The organism is Ruegeria spongiae, assembly GCF_023502395.1.
In the GTDB taxonomy this organism is placed as follows: domain Bacteria; phylum Pseudomonadota; class Alphaproteobacteria; order Rhodobacterales; family Rhodobacteraceae; genus Ruegeria_C; species Ruegeria_C spongiae.
The window spans coordinates 70,610-89,276 of record NZ_JAMFMB010000016.1; the positions used below are offsets into that span (position 1 = coordinate 70,610).

Consider the following 18,667-nt stretch of genomic DNA (forward strand, 5'->3'; position numbering starts at 1 on the left):
GAATCACGAAAGCCCGCAATTGCGCTTCACGAAACTCAGATTGACCGGCTTCAAGAGCTTTGTGGACCCGACCGATCTGGTGATCGCGGACGGGTTGACCGGCGTTGTCGGTCCCAACGGGTGTGGCAAGTCCAACCTGCTTGAAGCGCTGCGCTGGGTGATGGGCGAAAACCGCCCCAAGGCAATGCGCGGCGGCGGGATGGAGGATGTGATCTTTGCCGGGGCCGCGACCCGGCCCGCCCGCAACTTCGCCGAGGTGTCGCTGCTGCTCGACAATGGCGAACGGCTTGCGCCTGCGGGGTTCAACGATAGCGACAATCTGGAAATCGTGCGCCGGATCACCCGCGATGTGGGCAGTGCCTATAAGGCCAACAACAAGGATGTGCGCGCCCGCGATATCCAGATGTTGTTTGCCGATGCCTCGACCGGGGCGCATTCGCCCGCGTTGGTCCGGCAGGGGCAGATCTCGGAGCTGATCAACGCCAAACCCAAGGCGCGGCGCCGTATTCTCGAAGAGGCGGCGGGCATCTCGGGGCTGTATCAGCGGCGGCATGAGGCCGAACTGAAGCTGAAAGGCACCGAGACCAACCTGACCCGCGTCGACGATGTGCTGGAACAACTGGCCGCGCAGCTGGCGCAACTGGCCCGGCAGGCCCGGCAGGCGGCGCGCTATCGCGAGATCGGTGAACAGCTGCGGCAGGCCGAGGGCATGCTGCTCTACCGGCGCTGGAAAGAGGCCGATGTGGCCCGCCTGACCGCCGAGGATGTGCTGCGTGACCGCACCACCGAGGCGGCCCGGGCCGAGGCTGCGGCCCGGCAGGCGGAAAAGACCCGTGCCGCCACCGAAGAGGCCCTGCCATCCCTGCGCGAGGAGGAAGCCATCGCGGCCGCAGTGCTGCAACGGCTGATCGTGGAACGCGGCGCGCTGGACGATCAGGAGGCCCGCGCGCGCCAGACGGTCGAGACCCTGACTGCCCGTGTTACCCAGCTAGGCCATGACATCGAACGCGAAGCGGGTTTGAACAAGGATGCGGGCGAAACCATCGAGCGCCTTGAATGGGAGGCGCGCGAACTTGCCAAGGCGGGCGAGGGGCATGACGAGCGGCTTGCCGAAGCGGCGGAAGCCGCCAGCGAGGCGGCGCAGGTCTTGCAGCAGCGCGAGGATCATCTCTCGCAGGTGACCGAGGATGTGGCGCGCCTGGCCGCCCGCCACCAATCCGCACAGCGGCTGGTCCAGGATGGCCGCAAGACTTTGGCTCGCTCCGAAGGCGAAGAGACCAAGGCGCGCGCCGCGATGGAAGAGGCCGACCGCGCAGTGGCGCAGGCCGAAGAGGATTTCGATACCGCCCAACAGGCACAGGAAGAGGCGAGCGAAGCCGCCGAGGCCGCCGAAGAGGCGCTGGCCGCTGCTGATGAGCTGCGCAACGAGACGCAATCGCGCGAGGCCGAAGCCCGCGCGCAGCGCTCCGAAGCCGAAGGCGAGGCCGGGGCGATCCGGGCCGAAACCGCCGCTTTGGCCAAGCTGGTGGAACGCGACACTGCCGAGGGTGGGCAGGTTTTGGACCTGATGCGGGTGGCCGCAGGCTATGAAAAGGCGCTGGGGGCAGCCCTGGCGGATGACCTGCGCGCGCCGATGGCCGATGATGATGGCCCCTCGGGCTGGGTTCAGATCGCGCGCTACGACGCGGATCAACCCCTGCCGGACGGGGCCGAACCGCTGGCGCTGCATGTCTCGGGCCCCGACCGGCTGACCCGGCGCATCGGGCAGATCGGGCTGGTCGACAGCGAAGACGCAGCACGCTTGCAGCCCTTGCTGAAACCGGGACAACGGCTGGTCAGCCGTAGCGGTGACCTCTGGCGTTGGGACGGGTTCCGCGCCTGGGCTGAGGATGCGCCAAGCGCGGCTGCCTTGCGGCTGGAGCAGCTCAACCGGCTTGAGACGCTGAAACAGGAACTCAGCCGGGTCGAGGCGCAGGCGGATGGCGCCCGCGCCGCCCACGAGGCGCTGTCGCGGCAACTGGGTGAGGTGACCGAGGCCGACCGCCGCGCCCGCGATGCCCGCCGGGCTGCTGACCAACGCGTCGCCGAAGCCGCCCGCGCGCTGAGCCGGGCAGAGGCGGAACGCAATCTGTCGCAGGGCCGGTTGGAAACCCTGAGCCTTGCGGTGAACCGCCACAAAGAAGACGCGATGGCCGCCCGCGCCAGCCTGAAAGAGGCCGAGGCCGGGCTGATCGATCTGGGCGATCTCGACACGGCGCGCGGCCATGTCGAGGATATCAAGCACACGGTCGAAGCAGCGCGGATCACCATGCTGACCCACCGCTCCAGCCATGACGAAGCCCGGCGCGAAGGCGAGGCGCGGACCCGGCGGTCGCAAGAGGTAACCAAGGATATCAGCGGCTGGCGGCACCGGCTGGACACCGCCGAAAAGCGGATTGCGGAACTGGCCGAACGCAAGGTGGGCTCTGAAGAGGAGCTGAGTGAGGCGATGGCGGTCCCCGCTGAAATCGCAGAAGCCCGCGAGGAGTTGAGCGAACAGATCAGCACTGCCGAGGCCCGCAAAGCCACCGCCGGTGACGCGCTGGCCAGCGCCGAAACCGCGCAGCGCGAGGCGATGATCGCCGAACGCGACGCCGAACGACTGGCCTCTGAGGCGCGCGAGGCGCGCGCTGCGGCGGAGGCCCGTACCGAGGCCGCGCGCGAGACAGTGAGCGCCGCCGCCGAGCGTATCGCCGAGGACCAGCAGCTGACCCCGAACCAGTTGCTCAACCAGTTGGATGCCGATCCCGACCGCATGCCCGATGCCGACACGCTCGAGGCCGAGGTCAACCGCCACAAGCGCCAGCGCGACGCCATGGGCGCGGTCAACCTGCGCGCCGAAGAAGACGCCCGCGAGGTGCAGGAAGAACATGACACCCTGCACTCCGAAAAGGCAGATCTGGAAGAGGCGGTGAAGACCCTGCGCAGCGGCATCGCCAGCCTCAACCGTGAAGGCCGCGAACGGCTGCTCACCGCGTTCGAGCAGGTGAATTCCAATTTCTCGATGTTGTTCAAGCACCTTTTTGGCGGTGGCGAGGCCAATCTGGTCATGGTCGAAAGCGACGACCCGCTGGATGCCGGGCTTGAGATCATGTGCCAGCCGCCGGGCAAGAAACTGTCGACGCTCAGCCTGCTGTCGGGTGGTGAACAGACATTGACCGCCATGGCGCTGATCTTTGCGGTTTTCCTGGCCAACCCGGCGCCGATCTGCGTGCTCGACGAGGTTGATGCACCGCTGGACGATGCCAACGTAACCCGTTTCTGCGACCTGCTGGACGAGATGTGCCGGCAGACAGAAACCCGCTTCCTGATCATCACCCACCATGCGGTGACGATGGCGCGGATGGACCGGCTGTTCGGCGTCACCATGCAGGAACAGGGCGTCAGCCAACTGGTTTCGGTTGACCTCAAGAAGGCCGAGGCGATGGTGGCCTGATCGCCCCGGATTCGCATTTTCGGCGGATTTCTGCTAATATGCCCATATGCTCCGATTTTTTATTGTGTTTGTTCTTGTGGTTTCCGCCGGGGCGATTCGTGCCGATGAGGTGAATTTGGGCAAAGTGGGTTGGTCCGGCTATGGCACTCATTTCAGGATGTTTTCTGACCGAAAGCCAAAAGTGTTGCGGCCCGCAACCCGCCGTCGCAGGGCGGCCAGGGTGCCAAATACGTTTTATGACAGGCTTAAGGGCGGCCTTTCGATGGGCGTATTCAAGCTGCGCCGCGAGGGCGATTTGTGCCTGAGCTTTCGCAAGACTTTCAGCCGCTGCGATCTGGCACTGACCGAGGATCGGCTGATCCTGTTCAACCGGCGCAGCAACGGACGGTTGCCGATGCGGATTCAACTGGGGCTCAGCCGATAGCGGGCTCACCGCAACGTGACTCCCTTTGCGGCGCCGGGCAGGTCATGATGCCGGGATGATACGCCTTGTCGTTCCCTTGCTGGTTCTGGGTCTGCCCGTGTGGGCGGCGGACTGGAGTCTGAGGCCGGGCGAAGAGCCGTTATCCAAAGCCGAGCTTGAGGCGTTCGAGGGTCGCACGCTGACCTTCTACGACAACGGGCAATCCAGATATTCCGCCGAAGGTGCCTATTCCTATACCTATGCCGGTGGAGGCACCGCCTTTGGTACCTACCGAATTGCCGAAGATGGCAGCATTTGCACCGCTTTCGACCACGGGTTCAATCGCTGCGACCTGTTCGTGCATTGGGGCGGACGGCTGATCCTGATCGACGAAAAAGGCGAGCGTTTTCCGGTCCGACCCGAAGAGGGGTCATAGCTGGCGTAGTAGCGCGGGTGTTGGCCAGGCATCGGCGGGCAGCCCCAGCCGCTGCTGTTCGGTCTGCACCGCCGCTCGCGTGCGCGCGCCCAGAATGCCGTCCACCTCGCCCACATCATAGCCGCGCTCTTGTAGTTTGGCCTGTAGTTGTTTCATCTGCGCGCCATTGAGCCCGGTCTCTGGCGTGCCCGACTGATAGACCGGCGCGCCCTCAAGCTGGGTGGCGAAATAGGCGGCGGTCAGAACATAGACAAAGCTCTGGTTCCATTCGAAATAAACGTTGAAATTCGGATAGGCGATAAAGGCCGGCCCCTTGTGCCCCTGCGGCAGGATGATCGTCGCCTGCATGTCACCTGCGGCCAGATCGCCCTCGCGCGCGGCCACACCCATGGCCTGCCATTCCGCGACGCTGCGCGGTTTCGAGGCACCGGTCAGCAACCAGTCCAGCGTGTCGGGCACCACCACTTCCTGCAGCCAGGGCTCATTCGCGCGCCACCCCATATGTTCCAGCATCTTGGCGCCGGACACCAGCGCATCGGGGGCCGAGCTTGCAAGTTCGACCTTGCCGCTGTCATCGGCATCCACGCCGTTGACCAGAATGTCGCGCGGCAGCATCTGCACCATGCCAATCTCGCCCGCCCAGGCACCTTTGGTGCGGTCAGGGTCGAAATCGCCGCGCGCATGCAATTCCATCGCGGCAAAGATTTGCGGGCGGAACAGTTCCGGGCGGCGGCAGTCATGGGCCAGCGTCACCAGCGCGTTGCGGGTGTTGAAATCACCCTGATAGCCGCCGTAATCGGTCTCGAACGCCCAGAAGGCCAGCAGAACCCCCCGGTTCACGCCATATTCCGCCTCGATCCGGTCAAAGACATCGCTGTATTTTTCTTCCATCGCCGCGCCCCGGTCGACGCGGTTCTGCGAGATCAGGCGGTTGGAGAAATTGATGAAGGGTTTCTGAAACACACCCTGCGCACGATCAGCCCGCAGAACCTTGGGGTCCTGCCGCACTGTCTTGAAGAACGCATCAACCGTCTCGGGGTCAAGACCGGCGGTGGTGGCTTCGCTTTTCAGCGTGTCCACGAAGGTACCGAAATCGCCGCCGCATTGCGCCAGCGCCGGAGAGGCCCCCAGCAGGGCAAGGCCCAGGACAGTCGCTCTGATCATTCTTGTCTCCTCTTACCTCAGCAGCGAGATTACGATTCCAAACATGACAAGACCAAGCGCCAATGCCCAGACCTGCCAGAGAATTTCCACCGCGCGCGCGATCTCTTGCGCGCCGATCTGTTTGCGGGCGCTCTCGTTCACCCAGGCCAGATGCCGAATCTGGCCGTGATAGCTGCGCGGACCGGCCAGCGCGACACCCAGCGCGCGCGCCATTGCCGCCTCGGGCCAGCCCGCGTTGGGCGAGACATGCCGCCGCGCGTCCTTCACGATATCGCGCCACTGCGATTGCCGGTTCGCCAGCAGCGCGATCATCAGGCCGGTCAGCCGCGCGGGCACCTGGTTGAGCAGATCGTCCAGCCGGGCGGCAGCCCAGCCGAACTGTTCATATTTCTCGTTGCGATAGCCGATCATGCTGTCGGCAGTGTTGACCGCTTTGTATAGCAGCAGGCCGGGAAGCCCGCCCAGCAGGAACCAGAAAGCAGGCGCGATCACCCCATCCGACAGGTTTTCCGAGGCGCTCTCGATGGCGGCGCGGGCAACCTGTGGCCCGTCCATCTCGCCGGTGTCGCGCGAGACGATGCGCGCGACGGTGCTGCGGGCCTCGGGCAGAGACAGGCGCAAGGCCTTTGCCACATCGCTTACGTGCTGGACCAGTGATTTCTGGGCCAGCAACACCGCGCAGCACAGGATTTCAACAACAGGCCCCAGCGCCGACAGGCCCCAGCCAATCAGCCAGGCCCCAAGTGCAAGCACCGTGGTGGCCGCCACGCCCTTGAGCCGTTTGTGTGCACCGCTGTTCAGGCGCTGGTCCAGAAACCGGACGCCATCGCCCAGCAGCACCGCCGGATGCCGCAGCCGCGACCAGAGCCAGCCCGGCTCGCCCAAAGCGGCGTCCAGCAGCATCGCGCAGGCCAGCAGGGCAGCGGTGTTCATAGCGCCGCCTCCAACCGCTCCCACCCCGATGCGGGGGGCAGGCCAAGGCGCAGGTAATGCGGCGAATAGGGAAAGATGCGGCTCCAGATATGCGCTTTGGCCAATCGCTGCTGCCAGGTGGCGGCGTCGTTGACCCGGTAAAGACGGAACAGCGATGTGCCGCCCTCCAGTTCAGCGCCGGCGCGGGTCAGCAGCCGGTCCAGCCGCGCGGCGTCGCGGGTCAGTCGCGCCCGCGTCTGTGTGGCCCAGTCGGTGTCGCGCAAGGCTTGCGCGCCCGTTCGCAACGCTGGACCCGAAACAGCCCAGGGACCGGCCAGATCGGCAAGGCGGTCAATGATCTCGGGTTCCGCGATGGCAAAGCCGAGGCGCAGACCGGCAAGCCCCCAGAACTTGCCAAAGCTTTTCAGGATGATGGTGCCGGGCTGATCCGCCAGATGCACGAGGCTGCGCGACGGCATCACGTCGCAGAAGCTTTCGTCAATGACGCTCAAAGGTGTGGATGCGTCCCCTTCCGTCCAGACCCGCCCGTCGGGGTTGTTGGGGTGCACGAGCACGCGGGCCTCGGACGGGCCCGACCCTGTGACCTGCCAGCCTTGCGCGGCAAAGGCCGCAGCGTGCTCGTTATAGGTGGGCGTCGTGATCTGAACCCGGCCCGCCGGGGCCAGCGCGGGCAGCCGCGCGATCAGGGCCGAGGCTCCGGGAGCGGGCAGCAGGCGGGCATCGCCCGGTATCTGCCAGAATTGACGCGCGGCGGCCTCAAGTTCAGCAAAGGCGGCATGGTCGGGAAGGGCTGTCCAATCCTCGGGCGAAAATGCGGGCAGGGGGTAGGGTTCGGGGTTGATACCGGTCGACAGGTCCAGCCAGCCCGCGCGGGTTCCGCCATGGGCCGCGATGGCTGCATCAATCCCGCCGCCGTGGTCCCGGGGTGCTCTGGAGTGGGTTGGTGACATTTGATCCATTTGTGCAATCAAGCCGGAGATGAGACAGCATTCCCCACCGTTTCAAGCGGAAATCCGCCTGTGACACAAGCGCGAAGGGCGTTCCAAGCCTCACTCAGAGACCCGTTAAGAGTTTGTTAAGCAAATGACCACATGACCAAAGGAGGGGAGTGGTGCCACCAGAACTGCCCTAGCGCCGGCACCCGTAGTTTGAGATGAAGGTTTTGATTGTTGAAAGCAACCCGGGTCTGGGTTTGCTCTGGCAGCGCCACCTGCGGCGGCAGGGCGCTGAGGTCACGCTGGTGCCGTCACAAGAGTCGGCGATTTTGGCGCTCTACCGTGATGTGTTTGACATCATCGTTCTGGATCTTGTGCTGGAAGAGGGCAGCGCCCTGGCGGTTGCCGATTTCGCCAGTTACCGCCGTCCCGAGGCGCGGGTGATCTTTGTGACCAACACCACGTTCTTTTCCGACGGTTCGGTCTTTGCGCACAGCCCGAACGCCTGCGCTTTCCTGCAAAGCGAGATGCCGCCAGAGGATCTGGCGGCCATGGTCGAGCATTACGCGGCGGGCCGCTGATTGCGCCCATGCGGTGCGTCATAATCCAGAACCGGATTGGTCGGAATGATCCGGTGCGGATTGATGCTGTCATGGCTGTAGTGATAGTGGCGCACGATATGATCCATGTTCACCGTCTGCGCCACGCCCGTCCATTGATACAGCTCGCGCGTATAAGCCCAGAGATTGGGGTAATCCACCAGCCGGTTGCGGTTGCATTTGAAATGCAGGTGATAGACCGGATCGAAGCGGATCAGCGTGGTGAAGAGCCGCCAGTCAGCCTCGGTCAGGTGATCGCCCATCAGGTAGCGGTTGCGCGAAAGGTGGTCCTCAAGCCAGTCGAGACTGTCGAAGAGCGGGCCGATCGCTGCATCGTAGGCTGCCTGTGTCGTGGCAAATCCGGACTTATAGACGCCATTGTTGATGCTGTCGTAGATGCGGGCATTCACCTCTTCGATTGCGTCACGCATTTCCTCGGGCCAGAAATCAAGCGTGTTTCCGGTTAGCCCGTCGAATGCTGAATTGAACATACGGATGATCTCGGAGCTTTCGTTCGAGACGATGGTCTCGCGCTCCTTGTCCCAGAGGATCGGCACGGTGACGCGTCCGCTAAAGCTGGGGTCAGCCCTGGTATAGACCTGATGCGCGTGGGTCAGCCCATAAAGCGTGTCGCCTGTCGCGCCGTGCGCATCCGTCTCAAAGGTCCAGCCCTGACCCAGCATGTCGGGATGCACCACCGAGACCGAAATGTGATCGGCCAACCCTTTGAGTTGCCTGAATATCAGGGTCCTGTGCGCCCAGGGGCAGGCCATGCTGACATAGAGGTGGTAGCGACCGGATTGGGCCGGAAAACCGGCCTCGCCCGAGGGGCCGGGGCTGCCATCGGGTGTGATCCAGTTGCGGAACTTTGCCTCGCTGCGCTTGAACGCGCCGCCTGTTGCCTTGGTGTCATACCACTGGTCGTGCCACACGCCGTCGATCAAAAGACCCATCTCGCTCTCCATTCCTGTGTTGTCCCAAACCTAGTCCCGAAGCGCGGTCTTGCCCAATGCCATCGGCGCGCAGCCCCCCTGCACCCATGCACAGGCGATGAGGATTTGACGCAACGTGAACCCGATTTAACGCGGCCGTCATAAAATCTCAGCTTGATATATCCATATCCAGCGGCAGGATGAATCGGGCTGGAGTGAGGGGGGTCACATGAGCACTTATATGTCGAAAGAGATTCGCGACGGGCTTGAGGCTGCGCGGATTGCAGGGATGAAAAAGGCCAGCCGCCTGCGGGTGGAGGCAGGATCGGAGTATTTTCCGATACTGGGCCTGTGGCGCACCGGGTTTTCGGTCGAGGCCGCCGCCACGCCGATGCTGCGCGGTTTGGTCGATCTGTATGACGGGGCGAACCATCTCTACCAATGCCTTATCGTGGCGTCGGAAGAAGAGGGTGGTGAAATGCGCTATGAGTTCAAGCGCAGCACGGCAGCAAGCGACAGCGCTCCGCTGGATTTCTACCGCGCGCCGGATGCGCCGATTGCACTGCTCGGCAAAGATTAGGGTCTGATTTCCACCGGCGTCCCAATGGGAACCACGCGCCAGAGCGTGTCCATCTCGGCATTGGAAACGGCGATGCACCCTGCGGTCCAGTCACCGGGCAGGGTCAGGACGGACAGCCCGTTGGGCTGACCATGGATGAAGATATCACCACCGGGATCGACGCCTTGCGCCTTGGCGCGGGCGATATCCTCGGGGCGGGGATAGTCCAGCCCAAGCGAGAGGTGAAACGCGCTTTGCGGATTGCGGCGGTTGATGGTGAAGTGGCCTTCGGGCGTTTTGCCATCGCCTTCGATCTGTTTGTCGCCACCGGGTTCGAACCCCAATGCGATCTCGGCCTGAAAGACCACAACGCCATCCGCCGTTGCACTCAGACGGCGTGCGGATTTTTCGATGAGGATATGGCCAACCCGTTCGACCGATGGGACCATGTCCGGCGTGGGTGCAGGCGGGCCGTAGCGATCCCAGAGAACGAACAGCCCGCCAACCGCAAGAAGCAGGAGCGCGCCGCGCAACAAGGCCCGGCGCAGCATCTATTGCAGGTCGCGGAAGGCGTGCTGCATCCTGCGGCCAGCCTCTTCGACACGGGCGTGCTGGGTGGCCAGATTGAAGCGCTGGAAGGTCTCGCCGCCGGTGCCGAAACCGGGGCCGGGCGAGACGGCGATTTTCGCCTCGTCGCGAATGCGCGCAGCCACGTCCGCAGGCGGCATCCCGGTACCCGAGAAATCGACCCAGGCCAGATAGGTGGATTGCAGCGGCAGCGACCGCACACCGGGGATCGCATTGACGGCAGCATCAAAGGTCCGGCGGTTAGCGTCCAGATGCGCGATTTGCGCATCGACCCATTCCGCGCCCTCGGGCGAATAGGCGGCAGTGATCATGTGTATGCCCAAGGCGCTGGGAGAATAATCCAGCGTGGCCAGCCGATGGTTCATCGCCGCCCTCAGCTCCGGATCGGGAATGATCATGTTGCCGGTACGTTGACCGGCGATGTTGAAGGTCTTGGAGGCCGCCGTCAGATAGACCATCCGGTTGCGATGCTCGGGCGCGGCGATGTCCATCGGCACAAAGCTGTGGCCTGTATAGACCAGATCGTGGTGGATCTCGTCCGACACCAGGATCAGATCGTTGCGGGCGGCAAATGCGGCCAGCTCGCGCAGTTCTTCCGTCGTCCAGACCCGGCCCGAGGGGTTCTGCGGCGAACAGAAGATCAGCATGGATTCGTCCCCGGTCAGACGGCTCTGCGCATCGTCGAGGTCCAGATTGTAGGTGTCGCCATCGCGCGTCAGCGGACATTCGACCACGCGCCGACCCGCTTTGTTAATCTTATGCGCAAACTCGTGATAAACGGGCGAGAAGATCACCACGCCGTCGCCCGGCTTGGTCCAGACATCCAGCGCCAGCGCGATGCCGTTGCCCAGGCCTTGGGTGGTCAGCACCCAATCGGTGTCGATGTCCCAGTTGTGGCGGGTCTTCATCCACCATTGCACCGATTGCAGGTAGTCCGGGTAGACCCAGGAATAGCCAAATACGCCATGCTCGGCCGCTTCGCGGACCACATCGATCACGCAAGGCGCAGTGGGGAAATCGGAATCGGCGGTCCACATCGCCAGCCCGTCCTCGGGCGAAACGCCGAACCCCCGCTCCATCTTGTCCCATTTGGTGCTGAACGTGCCGCGGCGGTCGTTGAGTGTGTTGAAATCCATGAGGTCGTCCCTTGAGTGTCACAGGCAAGCTAACGACAATCGGCCCGCGTTCAAGAGGCGTTGCGGCGGCGCGGGCAATCGCCTAAATCAACCCCATGTTACGCAATATCCTGATCCACCCCGATCCCCGCCTGAAAAAGGTCTGCACGCCGGTTTCCGACCTGTCCGATGCGCTGCGCAAACTGGCCGATGACATGCTGGAGACGATGTATGACGCGCCGGGCATCGGTCTGGCCGCGCCGCAGATCGGGGTTCTTGAGCGGCTGATCGTTCTGGACTGCATCAAGGAAGAGGGCGAGACACCGCGCCCGCTGGTGATGTTCAACCCGCAGGTGCTGGCCGCGTCCGAGGATACCAACATCTACGAAGAGGGCTGCCTGTCGATCCCCGAACAATTCGCCGAGGTGACGCGCCCCAAGGTGGTCGACGTGGAATGGATCGACCGTGACGGCAACCCGCAGAGCGAGACCTTCGACGGGCTCTGGGCGACCTGTGTGCAGCATGAGATCGACCATCTGAACGGCAAGCTGTTCATCGACTATCTCAAGCCGCTGAAACGCCAGATGATCACCCGCAAGATGCAGAAACTGAAACGCGAGCGGGCACGGGCATGAGTGTCCGACCCTGTTTGCCCTGGCCCGACAAGCGTCTGCGCAGCCGGGCCGATGAGGTGAGCGAGATCACTGACGAAATCCGCGCGATCTGGGAAGACATGATCGACACGATGGAGGCGATGCCCGGCGTCGGCCTTGCTGCGCCGCAGATCGGGGTGATGCTGCGGCTGGTGGTGGTCGATGGCTCGACCGAGCGGGGCCGGGCGGTACGACTGGCCAATCCCGAAATCCTCCACAGTTCGATCGAGTTGCGCGAACATGAAGAGGCCAGTCCGAACCTGACCGGTGTCTCGGCCAAGATCAAACGCCCGCGCGCGGTGACGGTGCGGTTCCTGAATGATCAGGGGGTGATCGACCGGCGCGACTTTTTCGGGATTGAGGCGACCTCGGTGCAGCATCAGATCGACCATCTGAACGGGCGGATGTATTTCGACCATCTCAGCAAGGTCAAACGCGACATGTTGCTGCGCAAGGCGCGGAAGCTGGGGCAGGGCTGATGCGGATCATCTTCATGGGAACGCCGGATTTCTCGGTGCCGGTGCTGGAGGCGCTGGTCGAGGCCGGGCATGAGATCGCTGCCATCTACTGCCAGCCGCCCCGGCCCGCCGGGCGCGGCAAGAAAGACCGCCCGACGCCCGTCCACGCCCGCGCCGAGGCGCTGGGGCTTGAGGTACGCCATCCGATCTCGCTCAAATCCGCCGAAGAGCAGGCCGCATTTGCCGCCCTCAACGCCGATGTGGCGGTGGTGGTGGCCTATGGCCTGATCCTGCCGCAAGCCATTCTGGACGCACCCGCGCGCGGATGCCTCAACATCCATGCCAGCCTGCTGCCGCGCTGGCGCGGCGCGGCCCCCATTCACCGCGCCATCATGGCAGGCGATGCGCAGACCGGGATCTGCATCATGCAGATGGAAGCGGGGTTGGATACCGGCCCGGTTCTGCTGCGTCAGACCACCGGGATTGGCGCGTCCGAGACCACCGGCGCGCTGCATGATCGGCTGTCTGATTTGGGTGCGGGCTTGATCGTTAAGGCGCTGGAGCGGCTCGACCAGCTGACACCCGAACCGCAGCCCGATGCGGGCGTCACCTATGCCAGCAAGATCGACAAGGGTGAGGCCAAGGTCGACTGGACCCGCCCCGCCGCCGAGATCGACCGCCAGATTCGCGGGCTGGCCCCGTTTCCGGGCGCCTGGACCGAGATTGGCGGTGACCGTGTGAAACTGCTCGGATCGGATCTGGCCGACGGGCAGGGCGCTCCGGGCGAGGTTCTGGACGACGCTTTGACGGTGGCGTGCGGCGAGGGTGCGGTAGCCCTTACGCGCTTGCAACGGGCGGGCAAGGGCGCGCAGGATGGCGAAACGTTTCTGCGCGGCTGGCCGGTCCCGGCGGGAACAATGCTCTGAGGAGGGTACGCCGATGTTCTTGGTTCTGTTCGGAACCGTCGTGATTGCCGGAATCGTGGGGTACCTGTCTGAAAAGACCGGTTTCACCCATAACGGCTATCTGCAATCGATCATCATCTGCGTGGGCGGGGCGTTCCTGTTCTATTTCGTGCGCATCATGTTCGGGTTCGGCTTTGGCTCACCGGGGATGAACGCGATCCTGTCCTCAATCGGCGCATTGATTATCGTGCCCACCCATTGGAGGAAATGAGGTGGCGGTGGTGGTGCTGATCGTGGTGGGCGCGGCGGCGGGGTTTCTGGCCACGCGTTTGATGCGGATCGAGGCCGATATCGCGACCACAATGTTCATCGGCATCGTGGGCGCGCTGATCGGCGGGTTTGTCCTGCGTTTTCTGACCACGGTCATGGGTGCTCTGGCCGGGTTTGTCGGCGCGGTGCTGGGCGCGCTGCTGGTGATCTGGCTCTGGCAGGCCTGGCGCAACCGGCGCTGAACTCTAGTTGCGCGGCGGGCGCGATTTGTAGACCGGCAATTGCCATCCGAACAGCAGCGATCCGGCGCGCAGCCCCCAGCAGGTGGCGGCACAGGCGGCCAGAACCACGATCTCGGGCAGGTCCTGAAAACTCGCCAGAACCGCAACAGAGGCCCCGGCAAAGGCGCAAGAGACGTAGAGCTGGACCTGTTTCAGCACCAGCGGCAATTCATCATTCACCACGTCGCGCATCAACCCGCCAAGGCATCCGGTGATCATGCCCATCAGCACGACAATCATCGGCGGCTGTCCCAGTTCCAGCGCAACGCCCGCACCGGCGGCCACGGCGATGGAGAGTGCGAAACTGTCCAGCCAGACCAGCCAGTTATATCTGCTTTCGACCAGATGTGCGGTGAAGAAGACCAGCACCGCCGCGCTTGTAGCGATCAGGATATAGGTGGGGTTCGCGACCCAGAAGACCGGGTGGCGGTCAAGCAGCACGTCGCGCACCGTGCCACCGCCCACCGCCGTCAGACTGGCCATGAAGGCAAAGCCCACCAGATCAAGCTGCGCCCGGCTCGCCACCAGCGCGCCGGTCAGCGCAAAGATCAGCACCGAGCCATAGTCCAGTAGCGACAGCAGCGTCATGCGCTGGCTTTTCCGGGTTTGAACGGCTTCATCCCGGCGCGCGCCAACTCGTCCGCGCGCTCGTTCTCGGGGTGGCCTGCATGGCCTTTGACCCATTCCCAGGTCACGTCATGATGGCGCTGCGCCTCGTCCAGCCTTTGCCAGAGCTCGACATTCTTGACCGGTTTCTTGCTGGCGGTCTTCCATCCATTGCGCTTCCAGCCGTGGATCCAGCTGGTGACTCCGTTTTTCACATAAGCGCTGTCGGTCACGACGGTGATTCTCGAGGCGCGTTCCAGCGTCTCAAGCGCCGATATTGCGGCCAGCAACTCCATCCGGTTGTTGGTGGTCAGGGCCTCGCCGCCTTTCAGTTCGCGCTCCTTGACCACGGCGTCGCCCTGCATCGCCTGCATCAATACGCCCCAGCCGCCGGGGCCGGGATTGCCGGAACAGGCGCCATCGGTATAGGCAAACAGCTCAGCCATGGGCACGCACCACGATCCAGTCGGCCATTTGCCCATCCAACCCGGCAGAGGTCCCGAAATGCTGGTCGATCAAGGTGAATCCGGCTTCGATCATGCGGTCCTCAAGCTCGTCTTGTGTGTAGTAGGTATAATAGCGGCCCAACCTGTCGAGACCGGCGCCTGTGCCCAGCTTCATCCCGATATGGAACAGCCCGCCCGGTTTCAGTGCCTTGTTGATCGCGGCCAGATGGGCGGAAAAAGCATCGCGGGTCGCATGCAGCAGGCTGAAATTGGCCCAGACCCCGTCATAGAAGTCGCTGCCCTGCAATTGCTCGAACGTGGCGAGTTTCGCGGTAACGCCGGGATGGGAATTGGCAAGCGCCACCATCTCGGTCGAGCCGTCCAGCGCATCGACCATATGGCCCGCTTTGGCCATGGCCGCCGCCGCGTCACCGGGTCCGCAGCCCAGATCAAGCACAGAAGCCCCTTGCGGCAGGCGTGCGATGAAATCGTCCAGCAAGGGGTCGCTGGAATCACTGGTCAGATCAGCGTATTCGCCGGCTTTTTCATCATAGATACGCAATGTGTCATCGCTCACAGGAACACTCCTACAGACAGGCAGGCAATCACGATCACCGTCAGCAGCATACGCAGTCGCATCCACCATTGCGGTGTCAGACCCCAAGCTGAAAAGGCGGCATCAAGGATCAGCAGCCCGGCAAAGCCGAAGATCAGGTTCATTCCGGCACTGACCGGCCCGCCACCGGTCATGAAAAACGCCCAGAGCGCGGGCAGGACCGACAGAGCATAGCCGGTTGCCGCGCGGCTGCCCGATGTCTTGGTGGCAAAGCCCCACAACACGCCGGACATGAAGCTGAGGATTACCGAGCCATAGAACAGCTGCACATAAGGCCCGACGAAACGCGGCCCCAGATGCGATGCGCCCCAGGCCTGCAGCCCGCCATTCAGATATGTGGCAGCACCCCAGACAAAAGGGATCAGACCGGCAAGGCCCAGTAGCAGAGGCGCGGTCGGAATGCGGTTCATGCCGGGACGCGCAGAACGCGGGGCACTTTGAATTCCACATTCTCGACGGCGGTTTCGACCATCTCGACCGTCACGTCATAGCGGGCACGGAAGGCGTCGATCACCTCATTGACCAGCAGTTCCGGGGCCGAGGCGCCCGCGGTGATCCCGACCGAGGTGATCCCCTCCAGCGCGCGCCAGTCGATATGGTCGGCGCGCTGCACCAGTTGGGCATAGGCACAGCCCGCTTTGGCGGCGACTTCGACCAGACGCCGCGAATTGGACGAGTTCGGTGCCCCCACAACCAGCAGCGCGTCTACTTTCGGGGCGACCTCTTTGACGGCTTCCTGACGGTTGGTGGTGGCGTAGCAGATGTCTTCCTTGTGCGGTCCCACGATCAGCGGGAAACGCGCCTGCAGGGCGGCAACAATGTCGCGCGTGTCATCCACCGACAGCGTCGTCTGGGTCACATAGGCCAGCCTGCCGGGATCGCGGACCGCGACTTGCGACACGTCCTCGACCGTTTCGACCAGCAGCACGTCGCCTTCGGGCAATTGCCCCATCGTGCCGATGGTTTCGGGGTGGCCCTTGTGGCCGATCATGATCATCTGCAATCCGCTATCGGCGTGGCGCTGCGCCTCGATATGCACTTTCGAGACAAGCGGGCAGGTCGCATCCACATAGATCAGTTCGCGCCGTTCGGCCTCGGCTGGCACCGCCTTGGGCACGCCATGGGCCGAGAAGATCACCGGGCGGTCATCGGGGCAGTCTTCCAGTTCTTCGACGAACACCGCGCCTTTGGCTTTCAGGCCGTCCACCACGAATTTGTTGTGCACGATCTCGTGGCGTACATAGACCGGCGCGCCCCATTTCTCGATCGCCATCTCGACGATCTTGATGGCCCGGTCGACACCGGCGCAAAACCCGCGCGGCGCGGCCAGATAGAGGGTCAGGGGTGGGTGTGTCATCGCGGCATCTCCTTGCCGGGGAGAGGTAAGGCTTTCGGTGGGGTTGGTCCAGCGCTTCGCGCGCATTGCGGCGGGTTTGTCACGAATCTGACATGACCAACTGGTATCTGGGCGGTATTTCCAGCACCTAACAATAGTGAAAGCGCGGTCCGGGGTGGTCCGGCCGCGCCTTTACTTTGCATTCTGGGTGACCCGTCGGGTCAGCTTGTGGCCGCGACCACGTTCCGGCTTTCCGCGGGCATCTCGCGCGGAGGGCGGCCGATGACGTCCTTCAGCTCTTCGAGCTCGATGAAGTTGTCGGCCTGGCGGCGCAGCTCGTCCGAGATCATCGGCGGCTGGCTGCGGATGGTCGAGACCACCGAGACGCGCACGCCCTGACGTTGCAGGCTGGCCACCAGTGGGCGGAAATCCCCATCGCCCGAAAACAGCACGATATGATCGACACGCGGTGCCAGTTCCATGGCATCGACGGTCAGTTCGATATCCATGTTGCCCTTGACCTTCCGACGCCCCATGCTGTCGGTGTATTCCTTGGCTGGCTTGGTCACCATGGTGAAGCCGTTATAGTGCAGCCAGTCGACCAACGGCCGTATCGGTGAGTATTCGTCATTCTCAAGCAGCGCGGTGTAATAAAACGCACGCAATAGCTTGCCCCGCCGCATGAATTCCTGGCGCAGCAATTTGTAGTCGATGTCAAAGCCCAAGGCTTTGGCCGCCGCATACAAATTGGACCCATCGATGAACAGCGCCAGCCGTTCGTCCTTGTAAAACATAATTGTTCCTTCCGGTGTGTATCATCGCGCCAAATATTCCCGTGAGTGATCAAATGCGGCGGAATGATGGGCTTAAATGTAAGACAACTGTCATATATAGCAAGTAGAGCAGACATTAATTCCGAGGCCAAATGTGACCGAAAACCGGTCAATTTCAGCCGTCGCGCTGGGCGCGAACCTGAAATTCCATAAAAACCCACCACAGCTTACCCTGGGTAATGCCATCGAGGCTCTCGCAAGCGGGGGTGTGGTGATTCGCGCCGTAAGCCGTTTTTTCGCCACCCCGTGCTTTCCCGCAGGTGCGGGTCCGGATTACGTGAATGCGGCCATTCTGGTTGAGGCAGCGGATACGCCGCAGGCGTTGCTGCGTCGTCTGCATGTGGTCGAGGCACAGTTCGGGCGTGAGCGGGTGCAGCGCTGGGGGATGCGGACATTGGATCTGGATCTGGTTCTGGCCGGTGACCGGGTCGAGCCGGATCTTGGGGTTTTTCGGTCCTGGAACGCGTTGGAACCGCAGGAACAGGCGCGCAACGCGCCGGATCGGCTGATATTGCCGCATCCGCGTCTGCAGGACCGCGCGTTTGTGCTGGTTCCGCTGGCCGATATTGCGCCGGATTGGCGCCATCCGGTGCTGGGACAGAAAGTGTCCGAGATGCTGGCGGCGCTGCCTGATCAGGAGCGCGCCGCTGTGGTGCCGATCTGACCGCAAGCACGCCCCATTTCCCGCTTGTCAACTGTTCATTTAGCGCTTAGATACAGCGCTTCTGACTTGGGTTGCACTGTGGAGGCCTCTGATGGCGCGCGTTACGGTTGAAGACTGCGTAGACAAAGTACCGAACCGGTTCGAGCTGGTGATGCTTGCGGCACACCGGGCGCGTGAGATTTCCGCCGGGGCGGGAATCACCGTGGACCGCGACAACGACAAGAACCCCGTCGTGTCCCTGCGCGAGATTGCCGACGAGACCCAAAGCGCCGACGAGCTGCGCGAGCGTCTGATCGAAAGCAACCAGACCCAGATCGAAGTCGATGAGCCGGAAGACGATCAGATGGCTCTGCTGATGGGTGCCGAAACCGACAAGCCCGCCGAAGACGACATGTCCGAGGAAAAGCTGCTGCGCGCGCTGATGGAGGCCCAGGGTCAGGGCTGAACCTGCCGCCTGAAA

Annotated in this window: 24 protein-coding genes; 12 read left to right on the forward strand and 12 right to left on the reverse strand. The window is 63.3% G+C overall.

Going from position 1 to position 18,667, the window contains the following annotated elements:
* Positions 1 to 19 precede the first annotated feature (19 nt).
* From M3P21_RS13540 to M3P21_RS13550, 3 genes are all read left to right on the forward strand, one after another.
* Positions 20 to 3,475 carry a chromosome segregation SMC family protein gene (locus M3P21_RS13540; protein ID WP_249710621.1) on the forward strand — a complete coding sequence of 1,152 codons (3,456 nt, stop codon included), beginning with the start codon at positions 20 to 22 and terminating at the stop codon, positions 3,473 to 3,475.
* A 220-nt stretch (positions 3,476 to 3,695) separates the two neighbouring features.
* Positions 3,696 to 3,899 (forward strand): hypothetical protein, encoded by a 204-nt coding sequence (locus tag M3P21_RS13545; RefSeq protein ID WP_249710622.1) that lies wholly within the window; start codon positions 3,696 to 3,698, stop codon positions 3,897 to 3,899.
* A 55-nt stretch (positions 3,900 to 3,954) separates the two neighbouring features.
* Entirely contained in the window at positions 3,955 to 4,314 is a 360-nt protein-coding gene (locus M3P21_RS13550; RefSeq protein ID WP_249710623.1) for a hypothetical protein, read from the forward strand.
* On the opposite strand, the gene M3P21_RS13555 is transcribed toward M3P21_RS13550, so the two are convergent.
* The 3 genes from M3P21_RS13555 to M3P21_RS13565 are packed head-to-tail and all read right to left on the reverse strand — an operon-like array spanning position 4,309 to position 7,370.
* A complete protein-coding gene (locus M3P21_RS13555; protein ID WP_249710624.1) occupies positions 4,309 to 5,478 on the reverse strand; it encodes a lytic murein transglycosylase in 1,170 nt (389 codons plus the stop codon). The genes M3P21_RS13550 and M3P21_RS13555 overlap by 6 nt on opposite strands.
* A gap of 12 nt (positions 5,479 to 5,490) precedes the next feature.
* The gene (gene cbiB / locus M3P21_RS13560) at positions 5,491 to 6,411 is read right to left on the reverse strand and encodes an adenosylcobinamide-phosphate synthase CbiB (RefSeq protein ID WP_249710626.1); all 921 of its coding nucleotides are present in this window, start codon (positions 6,409 to 6,411) and stop codon (positions 5,491 to 5,493) included.
* Entirely contained in the window at positions 6,408 to 7,370 is a 963-nt protein-coding gene (locus tag M3P21_RS13565) for a threonine-phosphate decarboxylase (RefSeq protein ID WP_373320013.1), read from the reverse strand. The genes cbiB and M3P21_RS13565 overlap by 4 nt, the downstream gene beginning before the upstream one ends.
* Before the next feature lie 194 nt (positions 7,371 to 7,564).
* Between M3P21_RS13565 and M3P21_RS13570 the strand changes: the two genes are divergently transcribed.
* Positions 7,565 to 7,927 carry a response regulator transcription factor gene (locus tag M3P21_RS13570; RefSeq protein ID WP_249710629.1) on the forward strand — a complete coding sequence of 121 codons (363 nt, stop codon included), beginning with the start codon at positions 7,565 to 7,567 and terminating at the stop codon, positions 7,925 to 7,927.
* Here the strand turns inward: M3P21_RS13570 and M3P21_RS13575 are convergent.
* Positions 7,909 to 8,898 (reverse strand): glutathione S-transferase family protein, encoded by a 990-nt coding sequence (locus tag M3P21_RS13575; protein WP_249710630.1) that lies wholly within the window; start codon positions 8,896 to 8,898, stop codon positions 7,909 to 7,911. The two genes, M3P21_RS13570 and M3P21_RS13575, sit on opposite strands and share 19 nt — an antisense overlap.
* Positions 8,899 to 9,106: 208 nt before the next feature.
* On the opposite strand from M3P21_RS13575, the gene M3P21_RS13580 reads away from it, so the two are divergent.
* Positions 9,107 to 9,457 carry a hypothetical protein gene (locus tag M3P21_RS13580; RefSeq protein WP_249710631.1) on the forward strand — a complete coding sequence of 117 codons (351 nt, stop codon included), beginning with the start codon at positions 9,107 to 9,109 and terminating at the stop codon, positions 9,455 to 9,457.
* Here M3P21_RS13580 and M3P21_RS13585 read toward each other — a convergent pair.
* Both M3P21_RS13585 and M3P21_RS13590 read right to left on the reverse strand, forming a co-directional pair.
* Complete coding sequence (locus M3P21_RS13585; protein ID WP_249710632.1) at positions 9,454 to 9,987, reverse strand: L,D-transpeptidase family protein; 534 nt, start codon at positions 9,985 to 9,987, stop codon at positions 9,454 to 9,456. The genes M3P21_RS13580 and M3P21_RS13585 overlap by 4 nt on opposite strands.
* Positions 9,988 to 11,160 carry a MalY/PatB family protein gene (locus tag M3P21_RS13590; protein ID WP_249710633.1) on the reverse strand — a complete coding sequence of 391 codons (1,173 nt, stop codon included), beginning with the start codon at positions 11,158 to 11,160 and terminating at the stop codon, positions 9,988 to 9,990.
* Positions 11,161 to 11,255: 95 nt separating this feature from the next.
* Between M3P21_RS13590 and def (M3P21_RS13595) the strand changes: the two genes are divergently transcribed.
* From def (M3P21_RS13595) to M3P21_RS13615, 5 genes are read left to right on the forward strand one after another with little or no spacing between them, the layout of a single operon-like run.
* The gene (def, locus tag M3P21_RS13595) at positions 11,256 to 11,774 is read left to right on the forward strand and encodes a peptide deformylase (RefSeq protein WP_249710635.1); all 519 of its coding nucleotides are present in this window, start codon (positions 11,256 to 11,258) and stop codon (positions 11,772 to 11,774) included.
* The gene (gene def, locus M3P21_RS13600; protein ID WP_249710636.1) at positions 11,771 to 12,271 is read left to right on the forward strand and encodes a peptide deformylase; all 501 of its coding nucleotides are present in this window, start codon (positions 11,771 to 11,773) and stop codon (positions 12,269 to 12,271) included. Before def (M3P21_RS13595) ends, def (M3P21_RS13600) begins: the two co-directional genes overlap by 4 nt.
* On the forward strand, positions 12,271 to 13,176 hold the full coding sequence (gene fmt / locus M3P21_RS13605) for a methionyl-tRNA formyltransferase (protein ID WP_249710637.1): 906 nt from the start codon (positions 12,271 to 12,273) through the stop codon (positions 13,174 to 13,176). The genes def (M3P21_RS13600) and fmt overlap by 1 nt, the downstream gene beginning before the upstream one ends.
* A gap of 13 nt (positions 13,177 to 13,189) precedes the next feature.
* Entirely contained in the window at positions 13,190 to 13,426 is a 237-nt protein-coding gene (locus M3P21_RS13610) for a hypothetical protein (RefSeq protein ID WP_249710638.1), read from the forward strand.
* Between the two features lies 1 nt (position 13,427).
* Complete coding sequence (locus M3P21_RS13615) at positions 13,428 to 13,667, forward strand: GlsB/YeaQ/YmgE family stress response membrane protein (protein WP_249710639.1); 240 nt, start codon at positions 13,428 to 13,430, stop codon at positions 13,665 to 13,667.
* Between the two features lie 3 nt (positions 13,668 to 13,670).
* Here M3P21_RS13615 and M3P21_RS13620 read toward each other — a convergent pair whose 3' ends face one another.
* The 6 genes from M3P21_RS13620 to M3P21_RS13645 form a co-directional block, all read right to left on the reverse strand.
* Positions 13,671 to 14,294: a trimeric intracellular cation channel family protein gene (locus M3P21_RS13620; RefSeq protein ID WP_249710640.1), complete on the reverse strand. Its 624-nt coding sequence runs from the start codon at positions 14,292 to 14,294 to the stop codon at positions 13,671 to 13,673.
* Positions 14,291 to 14,758 (reverse strand): ribonuclease HI, encoded by a 468-nt coding sequence (gene rnhA, locus M3P21_RS13625; protein WP_249710641.1) that lies wholly within the window; start codon positions 14,756 to 14,758, stop codon positions 14,291 to 14,293. The genes M3P21_RS13620 and rnhA overlap by 4 nt, the downstream gene beginning before the upstream one ends.
* Positions 14,751 to 15,335 carry a class I SAM-dependent DNA methyltransferase gene (locus M3P21_RS13630; protein ID WP_249710642.1) on the reverse strand — a complete coding sequence of 195 codons (585 nt, stop codon included), beginning with the start codon at positions 15,333 to 15,335 and terminating at the stop codon, positions 14,751 to 14,753. The genes rnhA and M3P21_RS13630 overlap by 8 nt, the downstream gene beginning before the upstream one ends.
* A complete protein-coding gene (locus M3P21_RS13635) occupies positions 15,332 to 15,784 on the reverse strand; it encodes a DUF3429 domain-containing protein (RefSeq protein ID WP_249710644.1) in 453 nt (150 codons plus the stop codon). Before M3P21_RS13635 ends, M3P21_RS13630 begins: the two co-directional genes overlap by 4 nt.
* Positions 15,781 to 16,731, reverse strand: coding sequence for a 4-hydroxy-3-methylbut-2-enyl diphosphate reductase (gene ispH / locus M3P21_RS13640; RefSeq protein ID WP_249710645.1), 951 nt, complete (start codon positions 16,729 to 16,731; stop codon positions 15,781 to 15,783). The genes M3P21_RS13635 and ispH overlap by 4 nt, the downstream gene beginning before the upstream one ends.
* 200 nt (positions 16,732 to 16,931) lie before the next feature.
* Entirely contained in the window at positions 16,932 to 17,504 is a 573-nt protein-coding gene (locus tag M3P21_RS13645; protein WP_249710646.1) for a LabA-like NYN domain-containing protein, read from the reverse strand.
* 133 nt (positions 17,505 to 17,637) lie between these two features.
* Between M3P21_RS13645 and folK the strand changes: the two genes are divergently transcribed.
* Positions 17,638 to 18,207: a 2-amino-4-hydroxy-6-hydroxymethyldihydropteridine diphosphokinase gene (gene folK, locus M3P21_RS13650; RefSeq protein ID WP_249710647.1), complete on the forward strand. Its 570-nt coding sequence runs from the start codon at positions 17,638 to 17,640 to the stop codon at positions 18,205 to 18,207.
* Positions 18,208 to 18,298: 91 nt separating this feature from the next.
* The gene (gene rpoZ / locus M3P21_RS13655; protein WP_249710648.1) at positions 18,299 to 18,652 is read left to right on the forward strand and encodes a DNA-directed RNA polymerase subunit omega; all 354 of its coding nucleotides are present in this window, start codon (positions 18,299 to 18,301) and stop codon (positions 18,650 to 18,652) included.
* The last annotated feature ends 15 nt before the right edge of the window (positions 18,653 to 18,667 follow it).

What these genes read in the sequence shown, in the direction of transcription:
- M3P21_RS13550 (WP_249710623.1), top strand. Translation starts at nt 3,955, where the DNA reads ATGATACGCCTTGTCGTTCCCTTGCTGGTTCTGGGTCTGCCCGTGTGG.
- M3P21_RS13555 (WP_249710624.1), bottom strand. Translation starts at nt 5,478, where the DNA reads ATGATCAGAGCGACTGTCCTGGGCCTTGCCCTGCTGGGGGCCTCTCCG.
- cbiB (WP_249710626.1), bottom strand. Translation starts at nt 6,411, where the DNA reads ATGAACACCGCTGCCCTGCTGGCCTGCGCGATGCTGCTGGACGCCGCT.
- M3P21_RS13565 (WP_373320013.1), bottom strand. Translation starts at nt 7,370, where the DNA reads ATGGATCAAATGTCACCAACCCACTCCAGAGCACCCCGGGACCACGGC.
- M3P21_RS13570 (WP_249710629.1), top strand. Translation starts at nt 7,565, where the DNA reads ATGAAGGTTTTGATTGTTGAAAGCAACCCGGGTCTGGGTTTGCTCTGG.
- M3P21_RS13575 (WP_249710630.1), bottom strand. Translation starts at nt 8,898, where the DNA reads ATGGGTCTTTTGATCGACGGCGTGTGGCACGACCAGTGGTATGACACC.
- M3P21_RS13580 (WP_249710631.1), top strand. Translation starts at nt 9,107, where the DNA reads ATGAGCACTTATATGTCGAAAGAGATTCGCGACGGGCTTGAGGCTGCG.
- M3P21_RS13585 (WP_249710632.1), bottom strand. Translation starts at nt 9,987, where the DNA reads ATGCTGCGCCGGGCCTTGTTGCGCGGCGCGCTCCTGCTTCTTGCGGTT.
- M3P21_RS13590 (WP_249710633.1), bottom strand. Translation starts at nt 11,160, where the DNA reads ATGGATTTCAACACACTCAACGACCGCCGCGGCACGTTCAGCACCAAA.
- def (WP_249710635.1), top strand. Translation starts at nt 11,256, where the DNA reads ATGTTACGCAATATCCTGATCCACCCCGATCCCCGCCTGAAAAAGGTC.
- def (WP_249710636.1), top strand. Translation starts at nt 11,771, where the DNA reads ATGAGTGTCCGACCCTGTTTGCCCTGGCCCGACAAGCGTCTGCGCAGC.
- fmt (WP_249710637.1), top strand. Translation starts at nt 12,271, where the DNA reads ATGCGGATCATCTTCATGGGAACGCCGGATTTCTCGGTGCCGGTGCTG.
- M3P21_RS13610 (WP_249710638.1), top strand. Translation starts at nt 13,190, where the DNA reads ATGTTCTTGGTTCTGTTCGGAACCGTCGTGATTGCCGGAATCGTGGGG.
- M3P21_RS13620 (WP_249710640.1), bottom strand. Translation starts at nt 14,294, where the DNA reads ATGACGCTGCTGTCGCTACTGGACTATGGCTCGGTGCTGATCTTTGCG.
- rnhA (WP_249710641.1), bottom strand. Translation starts at nt 14,758, where the DNA reads ATGGCTGAGCTGTTTGCCTATACCGATGGCGCCTGTTCCGGCAATCCC.
- M3P21_RS13635 (WP_249710644.1), bottom strand. Translation starts at nt 15,784, where the DNA reads ATGAACCGCATTCCGACCGCGCCTCTGCTACTGGGCCTTGCCGGTCTG.
- ispH (WP_249710645.1), bottom strand. Translation starts at nt 16,731, where the DNA reads ATGACACACCCACCCCTGACCCTCTATCTGGCCGCGCCGCGCGGGTTT.
- M3P21_RS13645 (WP_249710646.1), bottom strand. Translation starts at nt 17,504, where the DNA reads ATGTTTTACAAGGACGAACGGCTGGCGCTGTTCATCGATGGGTCCAAT.
- rpoZ (WP_249710648.1), top strand. Translation starts at nt 18,299, where the DNA reads ATGGCGCGCGTTACGGTTGAAGACTGCGTAGACAAAGTACCGAACCGG.